Annotated in this window: 12 protein-coding genes; 11 read left to right on the forward strand and 1 reads right to left on the reverse strand. The window is 42.7% G+C overall.

Annotated elements, in window-relative coordinates:
• Nucleotides 1-42 precede the first annotated feature (42 nt).
• The 7 genes from DW182_RS15240 to DW182_RS15270 all read left to right on the forward strand — a co-directional run bounded on the left by DW182_RS15240 (nt 43) and on the right by DW182_RS15270 (nt 14,246).
• Entirely contained in the window at nt 43-2,379 is a 2,337-nt protein-coding gene (locus DW182_RS15240; RefSeq protein WP_118296051.1) for a glycoside hydrolase family 127 protein, read from the forward strand.
• Nucleotides 2,380-2,524: 145 nt separating this feature from the next.
• A complete protein-coding gene (gene gluP / locus DW182_RS15245) occupies nt 2,525-3,787 on the forward strand; it encodes a glucose/galactose MFS transporter (RefSeq protein WP_118296052.1) in 1,263 nt (420 codons plus the stop codon).
• Nucleotides 3,788-3,823: 36 nt separating this feature from the next.
• On the forward strand, nt 3,824-5,707 hold the full coding sequence (locus tag DW182_RS15250) for a glycoside hydrolase family 127 protein (protein WP_118296053.1): 1,884 nt from the start codon (nt 3,824-3,826) through the stop codon (nt 5,705-5,707).
• Nucleotides 5,708-5,740: 33 nt separating this feature from the next.
• Nucleotides 5,741-8,647, forward strand: a complete 2,907-nt coding sequence (locus DW182_RS15255; protein ID WP_199678595.1) for a glycosyl hydrolase 115 family protein — start codon at nt 5,741-5,743, stop codon at nt 8,645-8,647.
• A gap of 8 nt (nt 8,648-8,655) precedes the next feature.
• Nucleotides 8,656-11,523 carry a family 43 glycosylhydrolase gene (locus DW182_RS15260; RefSeq protein WP_118296055.1) on the forward strand — a complete coding sequence of 956 codons (2,868 nt, stop codon included), beginning with the start codon at nt 8,656-8,658 and terminating at the stop codon, nt 11,521-11,523.
• Nucleotides 11,524-11,555: 32 nt separating this feature from the next.
• Nucleotides 11,556-13,109 (forward strand): glycoside hydrolase 43 family protein, encoded by a 1,554-nt coding sequence (locus DW182_RS15265; RefSeq protein ID WP_118296056.1) that lies wholly within the window; start codon nt 11,556-11,558, stop codon nt 13,107-13,109.
• 6 nt (nt 13,110-13,115) lie between these two features.
• The gene (locus tag DW182_RS15270; protein WP_021966982.1) at nt 13,116-14,246 is read left to right on the forward strand and encodes an aldose epimerase family protein; all 1,131 of its coding nucleotides are present in this window, start codon (nt 13,116-13,118) and stop codon (nt 14,244-14,246) included.
• A 119-nt stretch (nt 14,247-14,365) separates the two neighbouring features.
• Here the strand turns inward: DW182_RS15270 and DW182_RS15275 are convergent, their stop codons facing one another.
• Nucleotides 14,366-15,223, reverse strand: coding sequence for an AraC family transcriptional regulator (locus DW182_RS15275; RefSeq protein ID WP_117706123.1), 858 nt, complete (start codon nt 15,221-15,223; stop codon nt 14,366-14,368).
• Between the two features lie 219 nt (nt 15,224-15,442).
• Here DW182_RS15275 and DW182_RS15280 point away from each other — a divergent pair, with 219 nt between their 5' ends.
• From DW182_RS15280 to DW182_RS15295, 4 genes are all read left to right on the forward strand, one after another.
• Nucleotides 15,443-17,083, forward strand: a complete 1,641-nt coding sequence (locus DW182_RS15280) for an alpha-L-fucosidase (RefSeq protein WP_118296057.1) — start codon at nt 15,443-15,445, stop codon at nt 17,081-17,083.
• 141 nt (nt 17,084-17,224) lie between these two features.
• Entirely contained in the window at nt 17,225-17,971 is a 747-nt protein-coding gene (locus tag DW182_RS15285) for an SGNH/GDSL hydrolase family protein (protein ID WP_118296058.1), read from the forward strand.
• A gap of 288 nt (nt 17,972-18,259) precedes the next feature.
• Nucleotides 18,260-18,646, forward strand: coding sequence for an L-rhamnose mutarotase (locus DW182_RS15290; RefSeq protein WP_118296059.1), 387 nt, complete (start codon nt 18,260-18,262; stop codon nt 18,644-18,646).
• A 13-nt stretch (nt 18,647-18,659) separates the two neighbouring features.
• Complete coding sequence (locus DW182_RS15295) at nt 18,660-22,199, forward strand: glycosyl hydrolase (protein WP_118296085.1); 3,540 nt, start codon at nt 18,660-18,662, stop codon at nt 22,197-22,199.
• The last annotated feature ends 222 nt before the right edge of the window (nt 22,200-22,421 follow it).

Genomic DNA, 22,421 nt, shown 5'->3' on the forward strand with positions numbered 1-22,421 from the left:
AATAGAACCCGTTCCTGCGAACGGAAAAATCTTATACCGGAAATGAAAAATATATCGCTGCTACTTCTTTTATCACTAACCATTCTTTCTTCAGCCTGCCGGTCAGAGTCTGAGAAAACAGTGGTTGCCGACAAAGTTTCCATAGAAGCCCAACCGTTTCCTCTCTCCGATCTGAGGTTACTGCCGGGAAGTCCTTTCAAACATGCCATGGACAAAAACAGTGAATGGCTGCTGGATTTAAGTGCCGACCGTTTACTGCATCGCTTCCGTCTCAATGCGGGCCTGACGCCCAAAGGAGAAATATACGGTGGCTGGGAAAGTCTGGGAGTCTCCGGACACACGCTCGGGCACTACCTCTCGGCATGTGCCATGATGTACGCCGCCAGTGGTGACGAACGCTACAAGGAACGGGTGGATTATATCATAAAAGAGTTGGCAGAATGCCAGGCTGCCCGTAAGACCGGCTATGTAGGTGGCATACCCAATGAAGATAAAATCTGGGCAGAAGTATCTTCCGGTGATATTCGTTCACAAGGATTCGACCTGAATGGCGGCTGGGTACCCTGGTACACGTTGCACAAACTATGGGCGGGGCTCATCGATGCCTACCGTTACGGCAACAATGATCAGGCCAAGGAAGTAGCTGTCAAACTATCCGACTGGGCAGTCAACAGTTTCGGAGATCTGTCTGAAGAATCTTTCCAGAAAATGCTGGCATGCGAGTTCGGAGGAATGAACGAATCGTTTGCCGACATGTACGCCATAACAGGTAACGAAAACTATCTGAAACTGGCTCGTCAGTTCTACCACAAAGCCATCCTCGACCCTTTGAAAGAACAACGGGATGAACTGGAAGGCAAGCACTCCAACACACAGGTACCCAAAATCATAGGAGAAGCCCGCCTGTACGAACTAACCAGTGATAAAGATATGCAAACTATAGCTACCTTCTACTGGGATCGCATTGTCAACCACCACAGCTACGTAAACGGTGGCAACAGCAATTATGAGCATTTAGGCAAACCAGATTGCCTGAACGACCGCTTGAGTCCGTTCACCTCGGAAACCTGTAACACCTACAATATGCTGAAACTCACTAAGCATTTATTTACTTGGGATCCGCAAGCTGCCTATATGGACTATTATGAACGTGCCTTGTACAACCATATACTCGCCTCACAAAATCCTGACGATGGTATGGTTTGTTACAGTGTTCCCCTGGAATCTGGTACAAAGAAAGAATTCAGTACTCGTTTCGACTCTTTCTGGTGCTGCGTAGCCAGTGGCATCGAGAATCATGTAAAATATGCCGAAAGTGTCTTCTTCCAATCTACTCAGGATGATGGATTATTCATCAATCTATTTATCCCGACTTCCCTGAACTGGAGAGAAAAAGGTTTGAAAGTAAAACTGGAAACACAATTCCCGGCAGATCACCAAGTACGTATCACATTTGAGGGAAAATCCCAGAAATTTCCCTTGCACATCCGTTATCCTCGTTGGGCAACACAGGGAATCAAAGCAACCCTGAACGGTAAAGAAGAAACAGTAACCGGCACTCCCGGCTCTTACTTCACCCTGAACGGTGAATGGGGAAAAGATACCGAATTAATACTGGACATCCCAATGGAACTCTACACTGTATCCATGCCCGACAACCCCAACAGAATGGGTATCTTCTACGGTCCTGTATTGCTTGCCGCACCCTTAGGAACAGAGGATTTACAGGCATATGAAATTCCCTGTTTCGTCTCTGACGCAGAGTCAATCATCAGTGCCATCCGGCCTGTCCCGGACAAGCCTTTAGCTTTTACAGCCAACACTACTGCCAACGCCCAGCTCCCGTTGATGCCCTTCTATGCCATCCACGGTCAGAAGCATGCAGTCTATTTCGACAAGTTCTCTACACAAGAATGGACAAAGAAAGAAAAAGAATATCAGGCTCTGATCAAAAAACAGAAAGAACTGGAAGCCCGGACTACGGATCACCTCCGCATCGGTGAAATGCAACCTGAAAGAGACCATGACCTGCAAGCGGAAAATTCGAAAACAGGAGATGTCAGCGGAAATAAATACCGTGACGCCTTCAATGGTTGGTTCTCCTTTACTGTAAAAGTAGACCCGACCAAAGAAATGCAAATGCTCTGTTCCTATTGGGGAACAGACAAGGATAAACGCAATTTCGACATCCTGATAGACGGCAAAAAATTAAAAACAATCAACTTACAGGGTACACACGGTCCGAAAGTTTTTGAAGAAGAGTATGCAATTCCACTCTCCTTTACCCAAGGAAAAGAAAAGGTAACTGTACGCTTCCAATCACATCCCGATTGCCATGCGGGAGGCTTATTTGGTTTCCGGATGTTGCACAAGAAATAAAGGACAATAACCCACTCTGTACCAACTCCGTATCCGGTCCATACCAAGTCCATACCAACTCCACTCCTTTTATCTCCGTATAGGAGTGGAGCAGACACGGAGCTGGTAAGACGGAGAAAAGGAACAGAACAAAAGAAAATATGTTATGAACAAGAATATAGAAAAAAATAGTTTCTTTTTCCCAATGGTAATTATGTCTATCCTGTTTTTCATGGTAGGCTTCATCACAACAATGAACAATTCGCTGATTGATTTTCTATCTTCCAGCAAATGGATGCTATCTTTCTCTGAGAAGCAATTAGTGAATACAGCTTTCTTCGGAGCTTATTTATTTTCCATACCTCTATCCTACCTGCTAAATAAGCTGGGTTACAAAGCTTCGGCTGTGCTATCGCTGTTTGTGGTAGGAGTAGGGTTTATCCTGACTTATCCGGCTGTAACCATGGGATACATACCGTTCCTGATCTCCATGTTCCTTGTGGCATCAGGCATAGCACTGTTGCAAATTGTTCTGAATCCTTACGTTCTGGCATTAGGTTCGCCCAACGAAGCAGCCAGCCGTCTCAACCTGGTAGGCTTCTTCAATTCTGCGGCTACTGTCGCTGCCCCCATATTTGTGACCATGCTTATATCTGCCGATACCATCAGCGAGACAGCTCCTGTTGAATCACGCCCGGATGCTACAAACGTGCAAATGCCGTTTTTGATTATTGCAGGAATCGCTTTTATTCTTTGTCTATTACTCTATTTCCTGCATCTGCCCGAAATTAAGGAAGAACCGGCAGATAAGGCGCACAGCAGCAGTAGTCCCTATAAATATCCGCACCTCATATTCGGTGCCATCGCCATATTCGTCTACATGGGTGTAGAAATTGGTATCCCAAGCTTCCTGCCCGATAGAATGAGAGCCTTAGGAATAGACTCAGTCAATTTGTTGGGGTACGAATTGAAAGGTACAGGTGTTTTGTCTATCTATTGGGGTGGATTAATGGTAGGACGGTTATTCGGCTCCATCCTGTTGAGGAAAATAAAAGTGCGCACAGCTATGGCATTCTGCTCAGGTATGGCTATGCTTTTCCTGATCGTTTCCTTGCTGACAAACAATGAAGTATCCATCATCCTGATGCTGCTCTGCGGCTTCTTCAATTCCATCATGTGGGGAAGTATCTTTAATCTGGCCTCCGAAGATTTAGGAGAACATACGAAACGGGCTTCCGGCATCATCTGCACATTTGCCATAGGCGGAGCTATTTTACCTCCGTTGATGGGAGTACTTCAGCAGAGCTTCGGAACGGATGCACTGACTATCGGTACATCGGCAGCACTGAGTTGCCTGGTCATTTATTACTTGTACCTCATCCTGTTTACAGTAAAACTTTCCAGGATACGCCCACATCATAAGAAATAAAATTCTATTAACAACCTGATAACTGACAATAAGCTAATGAAAATAAGATTGTTAACCCTGACTGTCTGGACTGCATTAACCTTAATGCCTGTTGTAATACATGCCCAGTATCCCGGCCAGATTGAAGAAATGACAAAAGTGAAAGTCAACGTTCCTTTAAAGGCTTTGTCTTTCAACTATTCCGACGTCCGTTTACTGGACGGTCCTTTCAAGCAGGCCATGGAAATAGACCAGCGTTGGCTGAAAGAAGCCGATGTAAACCGCTTCCTGCACACCTTCCGCGTCACTGCCGGACTGGCTACAGGAGCGCAATCTTTAGGAGGTTGGGAATCTTTGGATTGTGAGGTGCGCGGGCATACTACCGGACATCTTCTCAGTGCTCTCAGTATCATGTATGCATCTACCGGTGATGAACAATACCGTACCAAAGGGGCAGAGTTAGTAAAAGGGCTGGCCGAATGCCAACAGACGCTGGGCAAAAGCGGTTATCTGAGTGCCTTCCCTGAGTATTTTATCGACCGAGCCATCAAAGAAGAAATAGTGTGGGCCCCCTTCTATACCTTACATAAAGTATATGCCGGACTGCTCGACCAATACTGCCTCTGCGGCAACCAACAGGCTATGGACGTGCTTCTGGGAATGTGTGACTGGGCATACAACAAACTTAAGCCTTTGAATGAGGCACAACTCCAGGGCATGCTGAACAGTGAGTTTGGTGGAATGCCTGAAACGCTCTACAATGTATATGCCATCACAGGAAACACCAAGCACAAGGAACTGGCTGCCCTATTTTATCATAACAGCATACTGGACCCTCTGGCTGCCCGGAAAGACAGCTTAGCCGGTATTCATGTGAATACCCAAGTTCCGAAGGTCATCGGTGAAGCACGCGGTTACGAACTTACCGGAAACTCACAAAGTGCTACAATTGCCAACTTCTTCTGGGAAGCTGTAGTCAAGGATCATACTTATGTGACAGGTGGAAACAGTGATAGAGAGATATTCAGTAAGCCCGGCATCTTGTCCGATCAGCTGAGTGAAAATACCACAGAAACCTGCAATACCTACAATATGCTAAAACTGACGCGCCACCTGTTCACTTGGGATGCTTTACCTATTTACGCAGATTACTATGAACGTGCGCTTTACAATAATATTCTCTCTTCACAAAACCCGGAAACAGGTGGCGTCACGTATTATCATACTCTCCATCCCGGAAGTTGCAAAAAGTTCCATTATCCTTTCCGCGACAACACCTGTTGCGTAGGTACCGGATACGAGAATCATGCCAAATACGGTGAAGCTATTTACTATAAAACAGCCGACCAAAACGGGCTTTATATCAACCTGTTCATTGCTTCCATACTGAACTGGAAGGAGAAAGAACTGACCATCCGTCAGGAAACGAAGTATCCGGATAAGGCTTCTACACAAATAATCGTTGACTCGGCTCCGAAAACAGGAGTACAAATGCCGATTATGCTCCGCTATCCTTCCTGGGCTATCGATGGTGTGACTGTTAAAGTCAATGGCAAAAAACAACATGTAAAGAAAGCACCCGGTAGTTATATTCGTATAAACCGAAACTGGTGCAAGGGAGATATAATCACAATGGAAATGCCGATGTCACTGCATATAGAATATATGCCCGACACAAAGGAAATGGGTGCTATCTTATATGGTCCGATTGTACTGGCTGCCGAATTGGGTAAGACCGAGGATCCGGCTAAGAATCCCGCAGTGCCTGCATTGATTGGAGATTTCAAGAAAATAGACCAATACATCCAACCGGTTGATGGCAAGCCGTTGACTTTCCGGACAGTAGGTATAGGACAGCCGGAAGATGTCACACTCAGCCCCCTTTTCCGTAATTACAACCAACATTATACCGTTTATTTCAAATTCACCGGTAAAAAGTAAAAAATCAGAAAAATGATATACAAAAGCACTATCATGAAAAAACTATTTCTTCTTTTTCTGTTTGCGTGTGCCTGCAACGCATCTGCACAAATAAGAATAACCGACCGGCAAAAATCAGCCGCAGACTTTCCATTGCATGCCAACGGAAAGAGCTGCAATATCCAGATCGATGCCACCGATTATGAAGTGGTAAACAAAGTGGCGCATCTGTTCGCTGAAGATATCGAACGCGTGACAGGAGTAAAAGGTCTGGTATCCACTTCTAAATCCATCCAAGGGAAAGAAGTGGTTATCATCGGGACACTGGGACACAATAAGTTCATAGATGAACTGGTGAAGAAAAACGAACTGAATGTTTCTTCCATTGAAAACGGATGGGAACAATATATAATCAAAGTCCTGAATAAACCTTTCAGAGGAGTGGACAGAGCCTTAATCATTGCAGGTTGCGACCGGCGCGGAACAGCTTACGGCACATTCGCCCTGTCCGAAGCAATAGGAGTATCTCCATTATACTGGTGGTCTGACGTACCGACTAAGAAGCGAAAAGCTTTATATTTGGAGACATTGGAATATATTTCCAAGACACCTTCCATCAAGTATCGCGGCATATTTATCAATGATGAAGGCTGGGGCATCACTCCTTGGGCTGCCAAGACTTTTGATCCGGAGCTCGGTGACATTGGTCCGAAAACTTATGCCAAAGTCTGTGAATTGATTCTTCGTATGAAAGGTAATATGCTGGCTCCTGCCATGCATCCGGGTTCCGGTGCTTTCAATAAATATCCCGAAAATAAAGTGGTAGCCGATAGCTATGGCATCGTAATGACTTCCTCCCACTGTGAGCCTTTACTTTTCAACAATGTAACAGAATGGTTCAAAGATTCTATGGGGGACTGGAACTACATAACCAATAAAGACGGCATTAATAAGGTGCTGGATAAACGTATATCAGAGAATAGCCCTTATGAGAATTTTTACACCTTAGCTATGCGCGGTATTCACGACAGCGGTTTAGTAGGAGTAACCAAGGATAATGAGGTGAAACTGATGGAAGAAGTATTGAATGATCAACGGAATATACTGGCCAAACACATCAATCAGGACATCGATTCCATTCCACAACTATTCGTACCTTACAAAGAAGTGATGGATATCTATGAAAAAGGGCTGAAAGTGCCCGATTATGTAACCCTGGTTTGGCCGGATGACAACTATGGCTATCTGAAGAGACTAAGCAACCAAAACGAACAGAAGCGCAAAGGCGGTTCGGGCGTTTATTACCACATCTCTTACTGTGGAGAACCTCATGATTATTTATGGATCAATACCACTACTCCCACACTTATTTATGAAGAGATGCGCAAAGCTTACGACACAGGTGCTACCCGCTACTGGTTACTGAATGTAGGTGACATCAAACCCGGCGAACTTGGCATGAAGTTCTTCCTGGATATGGCGTGGGATGTGGAAACCTTCAATTTTGAGAAGACTTACACGTACGAAGCTGAATTTCTTGCAAGTATCTTCGGTTCTAAATATGAAAACGAGCTGAGAGATATCTTCGAGACTTACTATCTTCTGGCATTTCAGCACAAACCGGAATCTATGGGATGGGGATACGAATGGAACAACCACCATGACCGCGAACGGATCATCGACACAGACTTCTCCTTTATCAATTACAACGAAGCGGAAAACCGTATGGAAGAATACGACCGCATTGCCGATAAGAGCGAAAAGATATGGAAAGCACTGCCCAAAGAATATAAAGCCGCTTACTACGAACTGGTTCACTATCCGGTGAAGGGAGCTGCACTGATGAATAAGAAGATGCTGGTGGCCCAGCAAAACCGTTGGTATGCACGCCAAGGACGCGCAGCAACCAATATGCTTGCCGATCAGGTAAAATCTTACCAGGACAGTCTGGACTACTATACAGATCAGTTCAACTCTCTGCTGAACGGCAAATGGAATCATATGATGTCCATTACTCCGGGTTGGACAGGAACTTACCAGAACATGCCTCCTATAGAGAATATCACCGTTTCCGGAGAAGCCGATATGCAGATATTCATTCCGGGACAGGATTGCACGTATGGCATGGGAGCAGTACACGCACTCCCCTGTGTGAATCCGTATACCAAGAACAACTCATTTATAGAACTGTACAATAGAGGCAGTAAACCTTTCAACTGGAAAGCTACGACTCAGGATAATTGGATTAAGCTAAGCCGCACTACGGGCAAAGTAAAATTACAGGATAGAATCACAGTATCCGTAGATTGGAATAAGGTACCTCAAGGTGACGATATTGTAGGTGTTATCGAGTTGGCTTCCGGTAATCAGACAAAGAAAGTATTCGTTCCTGTCTTCAATCCGGCAAGCCCCACGGTTGAAGAGCTCAGAGGAATGTATATAGAAGACAACGGATGTGTTTCCATCAATGCCGGCAAATTCCACCGGAAAGTGGAAAATAGCGGTATAAAAATCAGAGCTATCAAGGGATTGGGATACGAGAACGATTGTGTTCAATTGGGAGAAGCGACCCAGAATGTGCCCAATATGTGGTTCACTAACAGAAGCCCTAAGGCTGAATATGACTTCTATACATTCAATGGTGGCAATGCGACCGTACACGTTTATGCCCTACCCTTGTTCCCTATCGACTCCAAACATGATACCCGCTACGGCATCATGATCGATGACGGCATGGTACAATGGATGACTACTTCGGCTAAAGAATACTCCAGCCAATGGAGACTGAACGTGTTCCGTAATAGTGCCATCAGCACTATCAATGTAAATATTGACAAGCCCGGTAAACACACCCTGAAACTAATCTGCGCCGATCCGGGTATGATTATCCAGAAAGTAGTCATCGACTTCGGTGGAATGAAGCACTCTTATTTAGGTCCTAACGTAACATACATAAAATAATAATAATTATGGAATTAAAGAAAATCTTGATTGCAGCCGTATTGGCTGCCGGCATGGCATTTCAGGCAAATGCCGCAGATGTTCCGCGCAAGGAATATCCCCGCCCTCAGTTTGAGCGGACGGCATGGGTGAATTTGAACGGTGAATGGGATTACACATTCGATTTCGCCAATTCGGGTATGGAGCAGGAGTATCACAAAGCTACTTCCTTCTCAGGAAAGATAACAGTACCTTTCTGTCCGGAAAGCAGTTTATCCGGTGTAGGGCATAAGGACTTTATCAATCATATCTGGTATCATCGGGAGATAAGTATTCCGCAGGATTGGAGCGGCAAGAATGTATTGCTGAATTTCGGAGCAGTCTACTACAATTCGGAGATTTACATTGACGGAGCTTTGGCAGGACGCCACTTCGGCGGTAGTTCTTCTTTCAGCATCGATATCACCAAGTTGGTGACTCCGGGTAAGGTGCACCACCTGGTAGTACGCGCATCCAGTGACTTACGTTCGGGCATGCAGAGTGCCGGTAAACAGAGCCTGCAATTTGGTTCTTATGGCTGTAACTATACCCGCACTACGGGTATCTGGCAAACTGTGTGGATGGAAGCAGTCAATCCTTCCGGCTTAAAATCCGTACAAACCGTTGCAAACGTCGATCAGGAGCAATTGGTCGTATGGCCTACATTCTACAGTGACAGCAACAACAAGCTGAAGATTACATTGAAAGATGGTAATAAAGTCATTGCTTCCGCCACAGTGAAAGGTACCAACAGTTCTGTTGCCGTACTTCCGGTAAAGAAAGCCAAACTATGGTCACCGGAATCACCTTTCCTATATGACATTACTTATCAGATGATTGATCCGGCAGGAAAGGTTATCGATGAAGTATCATCTTACATAGGTATGCGCAAAGTGCATATTGAAGGAAATAAGATTTATCTGAATAACAAGCCTTACTATCAACGCCTGGTACTGGATCAGGGTTTCTATCCCGATGGCATCTGGACAGCTCCTACCGATGAAGCATTGAAACGCGACATAGAGTTATCAATGGCTGCCGGCTTCAACGGAGCACGCCTGCATCAGAAAGCATTCGAAGAACGCTTCTATTATTGGGCGGATAAACTGGGCTATATCACCTGGGGAGAAGCTCCAAGCTGGGGTATGGATGCCAATAACATAGAGGTGGCACGCAACTTCCTGATTGAATGGTCGGAACTGATACTTCGTGACCGGAACCATCCTTCTCTATTGATTTGGACACCGATGAACGAAGAGTGGTGGCCTGATTTGGTTCAGTACCCACGTTTTACGACCGATTTATACAATCTTACGAAGTCGCTCGACCCTACCCGCCCGGTGAACGATGCCAGCGGTGGTTGCCACATCAAGACAGATATATGGACTGTACACAACTATGAACAGGATCCTGCCAAGCTGAAAGATATCATCTACAAAGATGGTAAATTCTTCCAGACTCCCAACTATAAGACTGGAATACCTACAGCCAATATTGGTTTCAACGGTTTACGCCAGAATGCAGTATATGACTTCCCGGTATATGATGGCAAAATGCCATATCTGATTGATGAAGTAGGGGGTATCAAATGGGTGAAAGATCAGGATAAGACTAACTCAAGCACACAATCGTGGGGTTACGGCACACCGCCGAAGACCGAAAAAGAATTCCTAGAACGACTGGAAGGTCAGATAAATGGTATTCTTGAATTGAAAGATCAGGTTTGGGGGTATTGCTATACTCAACTGACGGATGTTGAGCAGGAACAAAACGGTATTTATTACTATGACCGTACTCCTAAGTTTGATACAAAACTTATTCACAGTATCTTCAGTAAGAACCCTGAAGACTTGGAAGGTACTTATACCAATCCGTTATGCAATTATGGTCCGGATCCCTGGGCTATTTGGCACGATGGTTCCTACTACTACATGCATACAATGGTCGACAGCCTTGTGTTGTGGAAGACGCAGGATGTAACCGACATTCGTAATGCAGAGAAGAAAACAATCTGGATTCCGACAGACCCATCTAACAAGCATAACCTGTGGGCACCTGAAATTCACAATATTGATGGAAAGTGGTACATCTATTATGCAGCCGATGACGGTAACTCCGACAATCACCAGATGTATGTGCTGGAGAATACAAACAAAGATCCGTTCAAGGGAGAGTTCGTGATGAAAGGCCGTATCAGTACGGATAAAGATAACAACTGGGCTATTGATGGATCAGTATTCGAGAACAAAGGCAAGTTATACATGGTTTGGTCCGGTTGGCAAACCCGCCGTGTGGATACCGAAACGCAATGTATCTACATTGCCGAAATGAAGAATCCCTGGACACTGGGTTCCGAAAGAGTCCTGATCTCTAAACCGGAACTGGAATGGGAACGCCACTACATTAACGAAACCGGCTGGAATCCTCCACACAAAGTATTTGTGAACGAAGGACCTCAACCGTTGAAAAGCCCGAAAGGTAAATATATCCACGTTGCTTATTCGGCAAGCGGTGTATGGACTCCGTACTATGCTTTGGGCATGCTGACAGCAGATACGAATGCAGACTTGTTGGATCCGGCATCCTGGAAGAAAGCTCCCCAGCCTCTGTTCCGCCAGTCTCCTGAAAATGGAGTATACGGTACAGGACACAACAGCTTCTTCAAATCACCTGATGGCAAAGAATGGTATATCCTGTATCATGCTCGCGACACTCAGGTAGATCCTCCGGGCATGGGCGATACAAGATCTCCCCGTGCTCAGAAGATAGAATGGAAAGCTGACGATTACCCTGTATTAGGTACACCTTATCCAAAGACGATGCGGTTGAAAAAACCGTCAGGGACAAAGGTTAAATGATTAAACTGAAACTCTGAAATCAACAAACAATAATGAACAAAGCATCTTTATGGATAAGTTGCCTTATGCTGTTTCTCCTTGCCGGCTGTACGAATGCCGGCAAGCAGGCAGCTGAGGAAGAAACAACTTTCACCAATCCGGTCATCTATGCTGATGTACCGGATGTTGACGTTATACGCGTAGGTAGTGATTACTATATGATTAGCACTACCGCACACATGTCACCCGGAGCGCCTATCATGCACTCCAAAGACATGGTTAACTGGAAAATCATCAGCTATGTGTTTGATGAACTCAAAGAGAGCCCATACAATGATCTGGAAGGCGGTAATATCTACAGCCGCGGACAATGGGCTGCTTCCTTACGCTATCACGACGGGCTTTTCTATGTATTCTTCGGTACAGGAAACAAATCCTACATTTATACGGCAAAAGATCCGGCAGGAAAATGGGAACAGAAGCTTGTGATTGATGAGTATCTGCACGATGCTTCCATGTTGTTCGACGATGATGGACGCATTTATCTGGCTTATGGTGCACGCCATATCCGTATCATTGAATTCAATAAGGATTTGTCTGGAATCAATCCTAACGGCTTACAGGTAGAAGTTATCCCCGGTGAGCCACAAGGGTTACTGGAAGGCACTCACTTCTATAAATTCAATGGTAAATATTACCTCACTCTGATCTGGTGGCCGGAAGGCGGCATACGCACACAACTCTGCTTCCGTTCCGATAAAGTGTCCGGACCTTATGAGATGAAAACCATTCTTTCGGATGATCTCGGATATGCCAATCACGGTGTAGCACAAGGATGCTTCATCGATACAGAAGCAGGCGAATGGTATGCTATGTTGTTTCAGGACCACGAAGCCGTAGGCCGTGTACCTGTGCTGATGCCTTGCCGTTGGGAAAATGGTTGGCCCATGCTGGGGGACGAAAATGGCAAAGTGCCTCCGGTAATGAAAGTACCCGTACAAGGATATGATGAAAAGACGGAACTGGTAGTCAGCGACAACTTCGACGAAGCTCCCAAGCTGGGACTGACCTGGCAATGGAATCATAATCCGGATAATTTGCTATGGACTCTCACCGAACGCCCGGGCTATCTGAGACTGAAAACCGGAAAAGTAGTAAAGAACCTCTTCGAAGCCCGCAACACACTGACGCAACGTACTGAAGGTCCCAAATGTAGTGGTGTCGTTTCCTTAGACCTCACCTTCATGAACGATGGTGACTATGCAGGATTGGCAGCATTCTGTTCTGAACCGGGAATCCTCTCTGTCGTGAAAGAGTATGGAAAAAAGTATCTGGTGATGACCGACCGCAATGTAGAAAAAGCACGGCGCGAACTGAATCAGGATATCGTCTTCCTGAAAATGGAGTGTGATTTTACCACTGACTATGCCCAATTCTCCTATAGCCTGGATGACACTAACTGGACTCCGATAGGCGACAAATTCCACATGATATTCAGTATGGCGCACTTCACTGGTAATAAATTCGCTATATTCAATTATGCCACAAAGGCTGCCGGTGGATACGTGGATGTTGATTTCTTCCGTTACGAAAAGCAATCTAATTAATAGAATATGAATAAACTGATGATTTTGGTATGTGCCATCCTAGTGGTTGGATGTACCGCAACAACAAAAGAAGAACTGACTGAATCCGGATTGAAGCGAAGCGATTTCCAGACAGAAGTCGATGGTGAAAAGACAGACCTGTTTGTGTTGAAGAACAAAAACAACATGGAAGTTTGCATCACTAATTTCGGAGGCCGTATTGTATCGGTCATGGTTCCCGATAAAGATGGTAACATGAAGGATGTGGTTCTGGGATTCGACTCTATACAGGACTATATCAAATATCCGTCCGACTTCGGAGCAAGCATTGGACGATATGCCAACCGCATCAACCAAGGGCGCTTCACACTGGATGGTGTGGAGTACCAGTTGCCACAAAATAACTATGGTCATTGTCTGCATGGTGGACCGAAAGGTTTCCAGTACCGTGTATACAAAGGAGTACAAAAGAACGATCAGGAGGTACAACTGACTTATCTGGCAAAGGACGGAGAAGAAGGATTTCCCGGTAACCTGCAGTGTACGGTTACTATGAAGTTGACGGATGATAACGCCATCGATATTCAATATGAAGCCGAAACGGATAAGCCGACTATTGTCAATATGACCAATCATTCTTACTTCAATCTGGATGGTGATCCCACAACTGATAACTCTGCCTATCTGTTAACGTTGAATGCCGATAACTACACCCCGATAGACAGCACTTTCATGACAACAGGCGAGATTGCAACGGTAGAAGGAACTCCCATGGATTTCAGAAAGCCTACAGCAATCGGTGCAAATATCAATCAGGAGTTTGAACAGCTGAAGAGTGGAAACGGAATAGACCATAACTGGGTACTGAACACTCAAGGGGATGTAACTAAAGTATGCGCTACTCTTGAATCACCCAAAACCGGTATAGTTCTGGATGTTTATACCAATGAACCTGGCATACAGGTATATTGCGGAAACTTCCTAGATGGTACTCTGACGGGGAAGAAAGGCATTGTTTATAACTTCCGTGCAGCAGTTTGCCTGGAGACGGATAAATATCCCGATACGCCTAATAAACCGGAATGGCCGTCGGCAGTGTTAAGACCGGGAGAAAAGTACCAAAGCCAATGCATCTATAAATTCTCGGTACATAAGTAATACAAAGAGAATCTGGTCTCTGTTATCCTGATATAAAAGAAGAATCTGCTTTCCCTGTGTATGAAAAAGAAGCAGATTCTTCTTTTTGTTTCGTAGAAGAGAGTGTATGGTGAACCGGATTAATGGTAGGAGTTCCGATACTCCTGCGGAGTAAGTCCTGTTGTCTTTTTAAAGAGCCGATTAAAATAAGAATAGTCATCAAAAGAAAGGGAAAAAGCCACGTTCTTTACAGACATCTCATCTGTTACCAGGATGAGTTGTGCTTTTTCTATTTTCTTCTGATTGATATATTTTGAAGGAGTCACACCAGTCTCTTTTTTGAATAAACGGATAAAATGATCTTTTGACAAACATGAGTTCTCAGACAGAGTTGTCAGGTCTATAGCCTCATAGATATGTTTGCGTATATAAAGAATAGCTTTCTCTATTCGATCGTCTTTCGTCTCTACTTTAACTTGCGCACGCTTTAAGAAATGTGCCAGTAACTGATATACAATACCACGTGATTCAACCTTATCACATAACGCACGCTGCTTGTTCTTCAGAAGATTCTCCATCAACGTTGAGTTATTATCATAAGTCGAAGGGTCCGACTTAGGCAAACTCATGTGAGGGTTTATTGCACATAGACGCTGAAATAGAGCCAAATCTAACTCTCCGGCAGGTATCTCCACCGGAAATTCCCACTCATCCAATAAATTTGTATCTGATTGATGCTCTTCATAAACATGCAGGTAGTAATGGCAAAAATAGGAATTGCATATATAACTATGTATAGTAAAAGCTGGAATAAAATACAGATAGTTTGGTTTTAAAATTTGTACGCTCCCCGATAACTGTATTTGGGCAGTCCCTTCCGTTATATAATATAAGCGCGTAAACGGACTATTTACATTCTTCCAGTTCCAATCTGCATTATGCACAGCTAAACCGACATTCAACACAAGAGGGTGTAACTTATCAACCAATGAAACCATAGTATATAGTATTTAGTAACTCGATAAAGGTAGGTGAATTTCTTTATCATTCAAAACGATTATCGATATTCTCAATATAAAAATCGTTTTTATCCTATCATATCAGATATATCCTATTTATATAATCGATATTTTCCAATACAAACACTTTTTAGTCCTATTATAACTATTAATTAATCCATATCTTTGTAATGTACAATAGAAACAAAATTAATACCTATGAGAACCAAAATTTTATTAGCCTCTTTAGTTCTTTCAATAGGAACCTTATCTGCCCAGAACTATCAGGTTCCGGTTTCAGAAAAGAACGAACCTATGATGAAAGGTAAATTCCAACCCACATGGGAGTCATTGGAAAATTATCAAGTCCCCGAATGGTTTAAGAACGCAAAATTCGGGATATGGGCACATTGGGGTCCCCAGTGTGTGGAAGGTTCGGGCGACTGGATGGCACGCTCCATGTATATGGAAGGAACATCAGAATATAAGTATCATGTAGAGCACTACGGACATCCTTCTGAAGTGGGGTTTAAAGACATCATCCCTTTATTTAAAGCGGAAAAATGGAATCCGGATGAACTTGTTGCATTTTATAAGAAGATAGGCGCACAGTATTTCTTCGCTTTAGGTAACCATCACGATAATTTTGACCTTTGGGACAGTAAATATCAACCATGGAATTCAAAGAACATGGGACCGAAACGAGATATACTGGCAGAATGGGAAAAAGCGGCACGCAAGTACGGACTTCCATTTGGTATCAGTTTCCATGCTGACCATGCCTGGACTTGGTATGAACCCTCCCAACGTTATGATAGACACGGACCTAAAGCCGGTGTTCCTTACGATGGAACGTTGACAAAAGCCGATGGTAAAGGCAAGTGGTGGGAAGGATACGACCCTCAAGACCTATATGCACAAAACCATCCGATGAGTAAGGGTAGTTGGGCAGACGGCATGATTCACAAGCAGTGGGCTTGGGGAAACGGAGCATACTTGCCAACCCAGGAATACTGTACAAACTTCTATGACCGCACAGTAGATGCCATCAACCGCTATAATCCTGATCTGATTTATTTCGATGTGACTGTAGCTCCATTCTACCCAATCAGTGATGCAGGATTAAAGATTGCGGCTCACTTCTATAACCATAATATGGCAACCCATAAAGGGAAACTGGAAGCCGTCATGTTAAGTAAGATATTGGATGAGAACCAACGCAAAGCTATCGTTTGGGATGTGGAACGCGGTGCACCCAATGAGATTATGGAGCAGCCCTGGCAATCTTGCTCATGCATTGGCGGATGGCATTACAATACATCTATTTATGAAAAAAATTGGTACAAATCAGCCTCAGACGTTGCAAAACTGCTGATTGACATCGTAAGTAAGAATGGTAATCTGCTTCTTAGCGTTCCATTGCGAGCCGACGGTACATTTGATGAAAAAGAAGAAAAGATATTGAATGAATTCGGCGAGTGGATGAACATTAATAAAGAGGCTATTTACAATACACGTCCTTGGGAAATATTCGGTGAAGGTCCGATAGCCGAAGCCGACATCAAAATCAACGCACAGGGATTCAACGAAGGAGCATATAGCAAAGCTACAGCACAGGAAATCCGTTTCACGCAAACCAAGAAGGATTTATATGCTACGGTTCTGGCTTGGCCGGAAAATGGAAACATAACCATTAAATCATTAGGTGCCGACAGCAAGCTATTTCCGCAAAAGATAAGGAAGGTGGAGTTGCTTGGATACGGCACAGTACAATTTACCCGCACAGCCGAAGGGCTTTCCATTACTTTACCGGAGAAAAAGCTTAATAATATAGCTCCTGTCTTTAAGATAAAGAAATAAAAGCATTAAGTTGCAATAAATGAAAAGTATTACAGACCCAATTTTAGTACTCATCTTACTTACACTAATTTATGAAATAGGAAGTCTGAAAGTATTATTTTATAATTGGAAACAAGAATAATTAGATGATTAATATAACTTATGAAAAGGATAGTAACTTTTGTAATTGGGATTTTATTTGTAACACTATCTGCCACTGCTGGTGGAGTACGTGTACTATTCATTGGCGATTCCATAACAGACGGTAATTGGGGAAACAGTTGCGGCACTGCCAAACCCTCTTCCGAACGCACACTTTGGGATATGAACCACATTTATGGTAGTGGCTACATGTATCTATGTGCCACCTATTATCAAGGCAATTATCCAGAAAAAGAATATGAGTTTTTCAACCGAGGCATCAGTGGAAATACATTAGAAGACATGGAAAAGCGTTGGGAAACGGATGCTATCAATATAAAGCCGGATATTCTCTCCATATTAATTGGAACCAATGACATACATTTCTATTTGCAAGGAAACCAAAAACAACCTTTTGATTTTGAGGTATGGGAAAAGCGTTACTGTTCATTGCTCAACCGTTCCCTACAAGCTAATCCGAATCTAAAGATTGTACTATGTGCACCTTTTGTAGCAAACACTGGCAGTATGCGTAAAAGTTCAAATTTTGCAAAGCGTGACAGCCTAGTACGTTGCTGTGCAAAGATTGTTGAACGCATTTCGAGAGATTACAAAGCTGTTTATCTCCCTTATAATACGATGTTTGACGAAATATTGAGGACCATTCCAACATCCAAAGATACGTATTGGATTTGGGATGGTATTCACCCTACTCCTGCAGGTCATCAGCGTATGGCAGACCTATGGATAAAACATGTAAAATTGTAATTTTAGCGTCTACAAATATCTAAATAAAGTATAATTAGGGTAACAATATAGTCTATTGATTAGAATCCCCAAAAGCTCACTTTTCGATATTTTTGTTCTATTATTAAAATAATAGAACAGGCCATTATAATAAATGATCAACTTTGGAAAAAATGAAAATTATTAAAACAATCTAGCCCATGGTGTACTATCCTATACACGGAGATGGCATTATGCAATCAAAAGAAAGGAAGTATAGGAGAACTAGTCACACACATGAAAAAAATATCATAATTAAAACATATATTTATGTCATCAAATCAGGGATATATAGTCAAAAAACATCTAATACCAACCAAAAGGTATTGTCAAACATTAAGTTTAAAGGATAATGCTGCTCTCATAGCAGAATACCGCAAAGTACACAGTCAATCGGAAGCTTGGCCCGAAATTCGTAAAGGCATCCGCTCCGTAGGAATTATAGAAATGGAAATGTATATATTAGGCTCCCAAGTATTCATGATTGTAGAAACCCCTATCGATTTTGACTGGGAAACAGCCATGAATAAGTTATCTCATTTACCCAGGCAAGAAGAATGGGAAGAGTATGTTTCAAAATTTCAAAAATGCGTGCCAGGGAGTACGTCTGCCGAAAAATGGAAATTAATGGAACGTATGTTTTATTTATATGATTAAAAATAGGAACAATATGAACAGATTTATCGTATACAATATCTTAAGCCTATTATGTATAGGACTTTACTCCCAGTCTCTGAAATATCAGGGATATCCCTCACGGAACGGAGATATTGACTTAAACTCTAATTTCGCCAATCCCCCCAAAGGATACGGAAACGTTCCCTTCTACTGGTGGAATGGAGACTCCTTGAACTATGAACGTTTAATGGATCAACTCTCCATTCTAAGTGATGCATCAACTGATGGATTATCCGTAAGTTACATCCACACACACCCGGAAGTAGACATTGAACTCAACGCACAAGGATACGGCAGTTTCGGACGAGCTGATGCTGGAATACCTGGGTTCTACACAGCAGAATGGTGGAAATTGTGGAATCAATTCTCCAGTGAGTGTGCCAAAAGAAACATCGGCCTAGGAGTGGATGATTACGTTGTTGGGTGGGCAAAGAACGGGTTTTACGTAGATGAAGTATTACAAACATCCGATTTTAAAAATTATCAAGGACGACTGCATTGCAATAGTTATACCATTCATCCTGGTGAGAAGCTGGATATTACTCTTCCTGAACATACCCTTTCTATCACAGCATACCCAGGAAAGATTGACCTAAGTAGATACACACAAAACGGACAACTGGAATGGTATTCACAATTAGATGAAGAGAAAAAAGTTTATATCATTTACACTACCGAGTCTCCTGAACTTCATCCCCAATACGGACAAAGATTAGTTGAGGTTTATTTCAACCGCTTTGAAAATAAACTGGATGCACAAGGGAGAAAAGGCTTGAACTACTTTTTTCAAGACGAACTACATTATAACTTGAACATCCACTCTTGGTGTGAAGACATGCAGGAGATGTTCAAAAGCAGAAAAGGGTATGACATTCTTCCCTATCTGCCCGCTTTATGGGAATATATAGGAGAAATAACTCCTAAAATTAGACTTGATTACGCGCAAATAGTCACAGAGTTGGCAGAAGAACGTTACTTCAAACCAGTATTTGACTGGCACAATAATCGTGGATTAATCTATGGATGTGATAATAATGGTCGAGGACTTGAGCCATTACAATATATGGATTATTTTAGAGCCATCAGTTGGTACACAGCTCCCGGTAACGATGCCCCAGCAAGAGGTTCGAGTTTTCGGCAGACTAAAGTATCAAGTTCAGTAGCTCATTTATATAAGCGTCCACGCACATGGTTAGAGGCTTTCCACAGTATGGGCTGGGATAGTAACGGAGAATGGCTTACATCTCAATTAGATCAGCACATGATTGCCGGAGGCAATTTGCTATGCCTACATGGACTGTACTATTCTACTCACGGTGGTTGGTGGGAATGGGCACCTCCTTGTTTTCACTTCCGTATGCCCTATTGGCCACACATGAAATTCTGGCTAAAATATGCAGAAAGAATGAGTTTCATACTCAGTCAAGGCACGCATATATGCGATATTGCTGTAATGTATCCCACAGAGTCTATGCAGGCATATCCTGAAGCTGATACCGATATCCTCTGGAAGCTGACAGACAATCTCAGTGAATGCGGTTTAGACTACGATTTCATTGATTACCAATCCCTTCAATGTGCAGAAGTTGACTCTAAGCAACTACACATCTCTGATGAGAAATACAAGGTCCTAATTCTTGCTGATATGAAAGCCCTACACTATGAAACTCTACTCAAAATTTACGAATTCTATAAAAAAGGAGGCATTGTCATAGCAGTAGGAGAATTGCCCAAAGCAACTACCCGAATCGGAGAAAAAGATAGTCAAGTAGAAACTATATTACATGAAATATTTGATAGAAATAGAATTCATGAATCAGATATTAAAAACATTTCGCAACGAATCACATCTCTGATCACACCCGATTTCCAGGTCCAAAATCGAAAAGGTAAAGTTCTTCATCGTAAAATCGGCAATCAAGATGTGTATATGGTTATGAATATTCAGAAAGGAAACGAGATTTTTTTTAGGAGTAAAGGAAAAGTAGAATATTGGAATGCTAAGAATGGAGTTATCACAGAAATTCCCATTCTCAGACAAACAGAAGAAGGTACCTGGATAAAATATGATGCCGAATACAACGAATCCAAGTTATTTGTATTCACACCGGGTACACCGTCATACGATAACAATAAGCAAGCTGAACTCCAAATTGTTCAGGAAATCCCTCTTGAAGGAGAATGGGAAATTGAAATAATGCCTACGATGGATAACAAATGGGGAGATTTCCGGTTGCCGGCTACTAATGAAATGATTGGACCAGAAGCCAGGAAATTTGCCTACCAATTCATTCCAGCTGGCAATAAGTTTACGATTGAAAAAGGATTTCAATTAGCAAATCATGGAGTATATGGCTATGCACCTTATATGGAAACCCTTACTCTGCCCAATACAGAAGTGCTGGAAGATATACTTTCCAATGGACTTTCGAACAGAAAATGGATTCCCTATTGCTACTCATGGCAATACGGAGTTTACGACAATCCTGGAAGTCAAGGTTTTCATGGGCTAAAAGGCAAAGTGGATAATCGTTTTATTATTTTAGATCAAGGAGGCCATCAAGTTTTCAGAACATACGTATATGCACCAGAGAGCTGTCTATATCGAATGGTTCAGGAAGGAGAAAGACCAGATTTCTGCTATTTGGACGGAAGTCCTATTAAACAAAAGACCATAGAAATGAAGAAAGGATGGCACCAACTGATATTTGCCTATGCCAGCACTCCTAAAGGGAGTTACATACTTGCAGAGAAGAAAAGCAATAGCATAGATAACCGGAAACGTAGCGCTATTGTTTTCTATCCCTCTGATTATCCAAACATTAAAGAAAACTATGCATATGACACTATCATAGCCATGAAATGGTTTCAAACAAAACATCTTTCGTATAGCATCCGGAAAGACGATCCGGGCATATGGATATATCAATTTAAAACAGCCCCCGGTACACAAGTATTGAAGATGCAGTTAAAAGGAAAAATAAACCAATTATGGATAGACGACAAGCCCATCTCAATGAAGAATCTAAAACAAATTGGTACCAATGACTATTCACTATACTTAGGAAGGCACCATACATCCGGAATATGTACCATTACAATGAGTGCCGAACCGGAGCCCGGCAATATCGGTCCTGCATTCTTTACAGCTCCCGTAAAAATGGAATGTAAAGGAGGAAAGATACCTGCAGGAAACTGGACAGATTTCGGGGCATTGCAATTTTACTCCGGAGGTATAAACTACATAAAAAATATCAATTTACCCCAAAGCATCTACTCTCAAAAAACAATTTTGGACTTAGGTAAGGTCAATGCTACTTGCCAAGTCAAAGTCAACGGAAAAGAAGTAGATATATTAATGCATTCACCCTACAAAGTTGATATTAGCAGTTATATCAAAAGTGGTCACAACCAAATAGAGGTACTGGTATACAGTACTCTTTCTAATCACTATCAGACTATCCCATCTGCATATAGAGGAGAACCTGTATCTGGTTTACTGGGACCTGTAAAAATAACTAATTACAAATAATCTATAAGAAAACAGTGCTCAGGAATTTACTTACTTTTTGGGGAATACTATTGGCGTGTAATCTAATGACTATGGTTGAACTACTGCTTTTTATATCCTCCGAACAGAAATATACAGTTAATAACTGATTAGGAATAGAATAATAGGGATTAAGTACAATCTGTGATGAATATCGATATTTTCTATATTAAAATCGTTTTTGTCCTATATATACAAACAAAT

The organism is Bacteroides sp. AM16-24, assembly GCF_003471885.1.
Classification (GTDB): domain Bacteria; phylum Bacteroidota; class Bacteroidia; order Bacteroidales; family Bacteroidaceae; genus Bacteroides.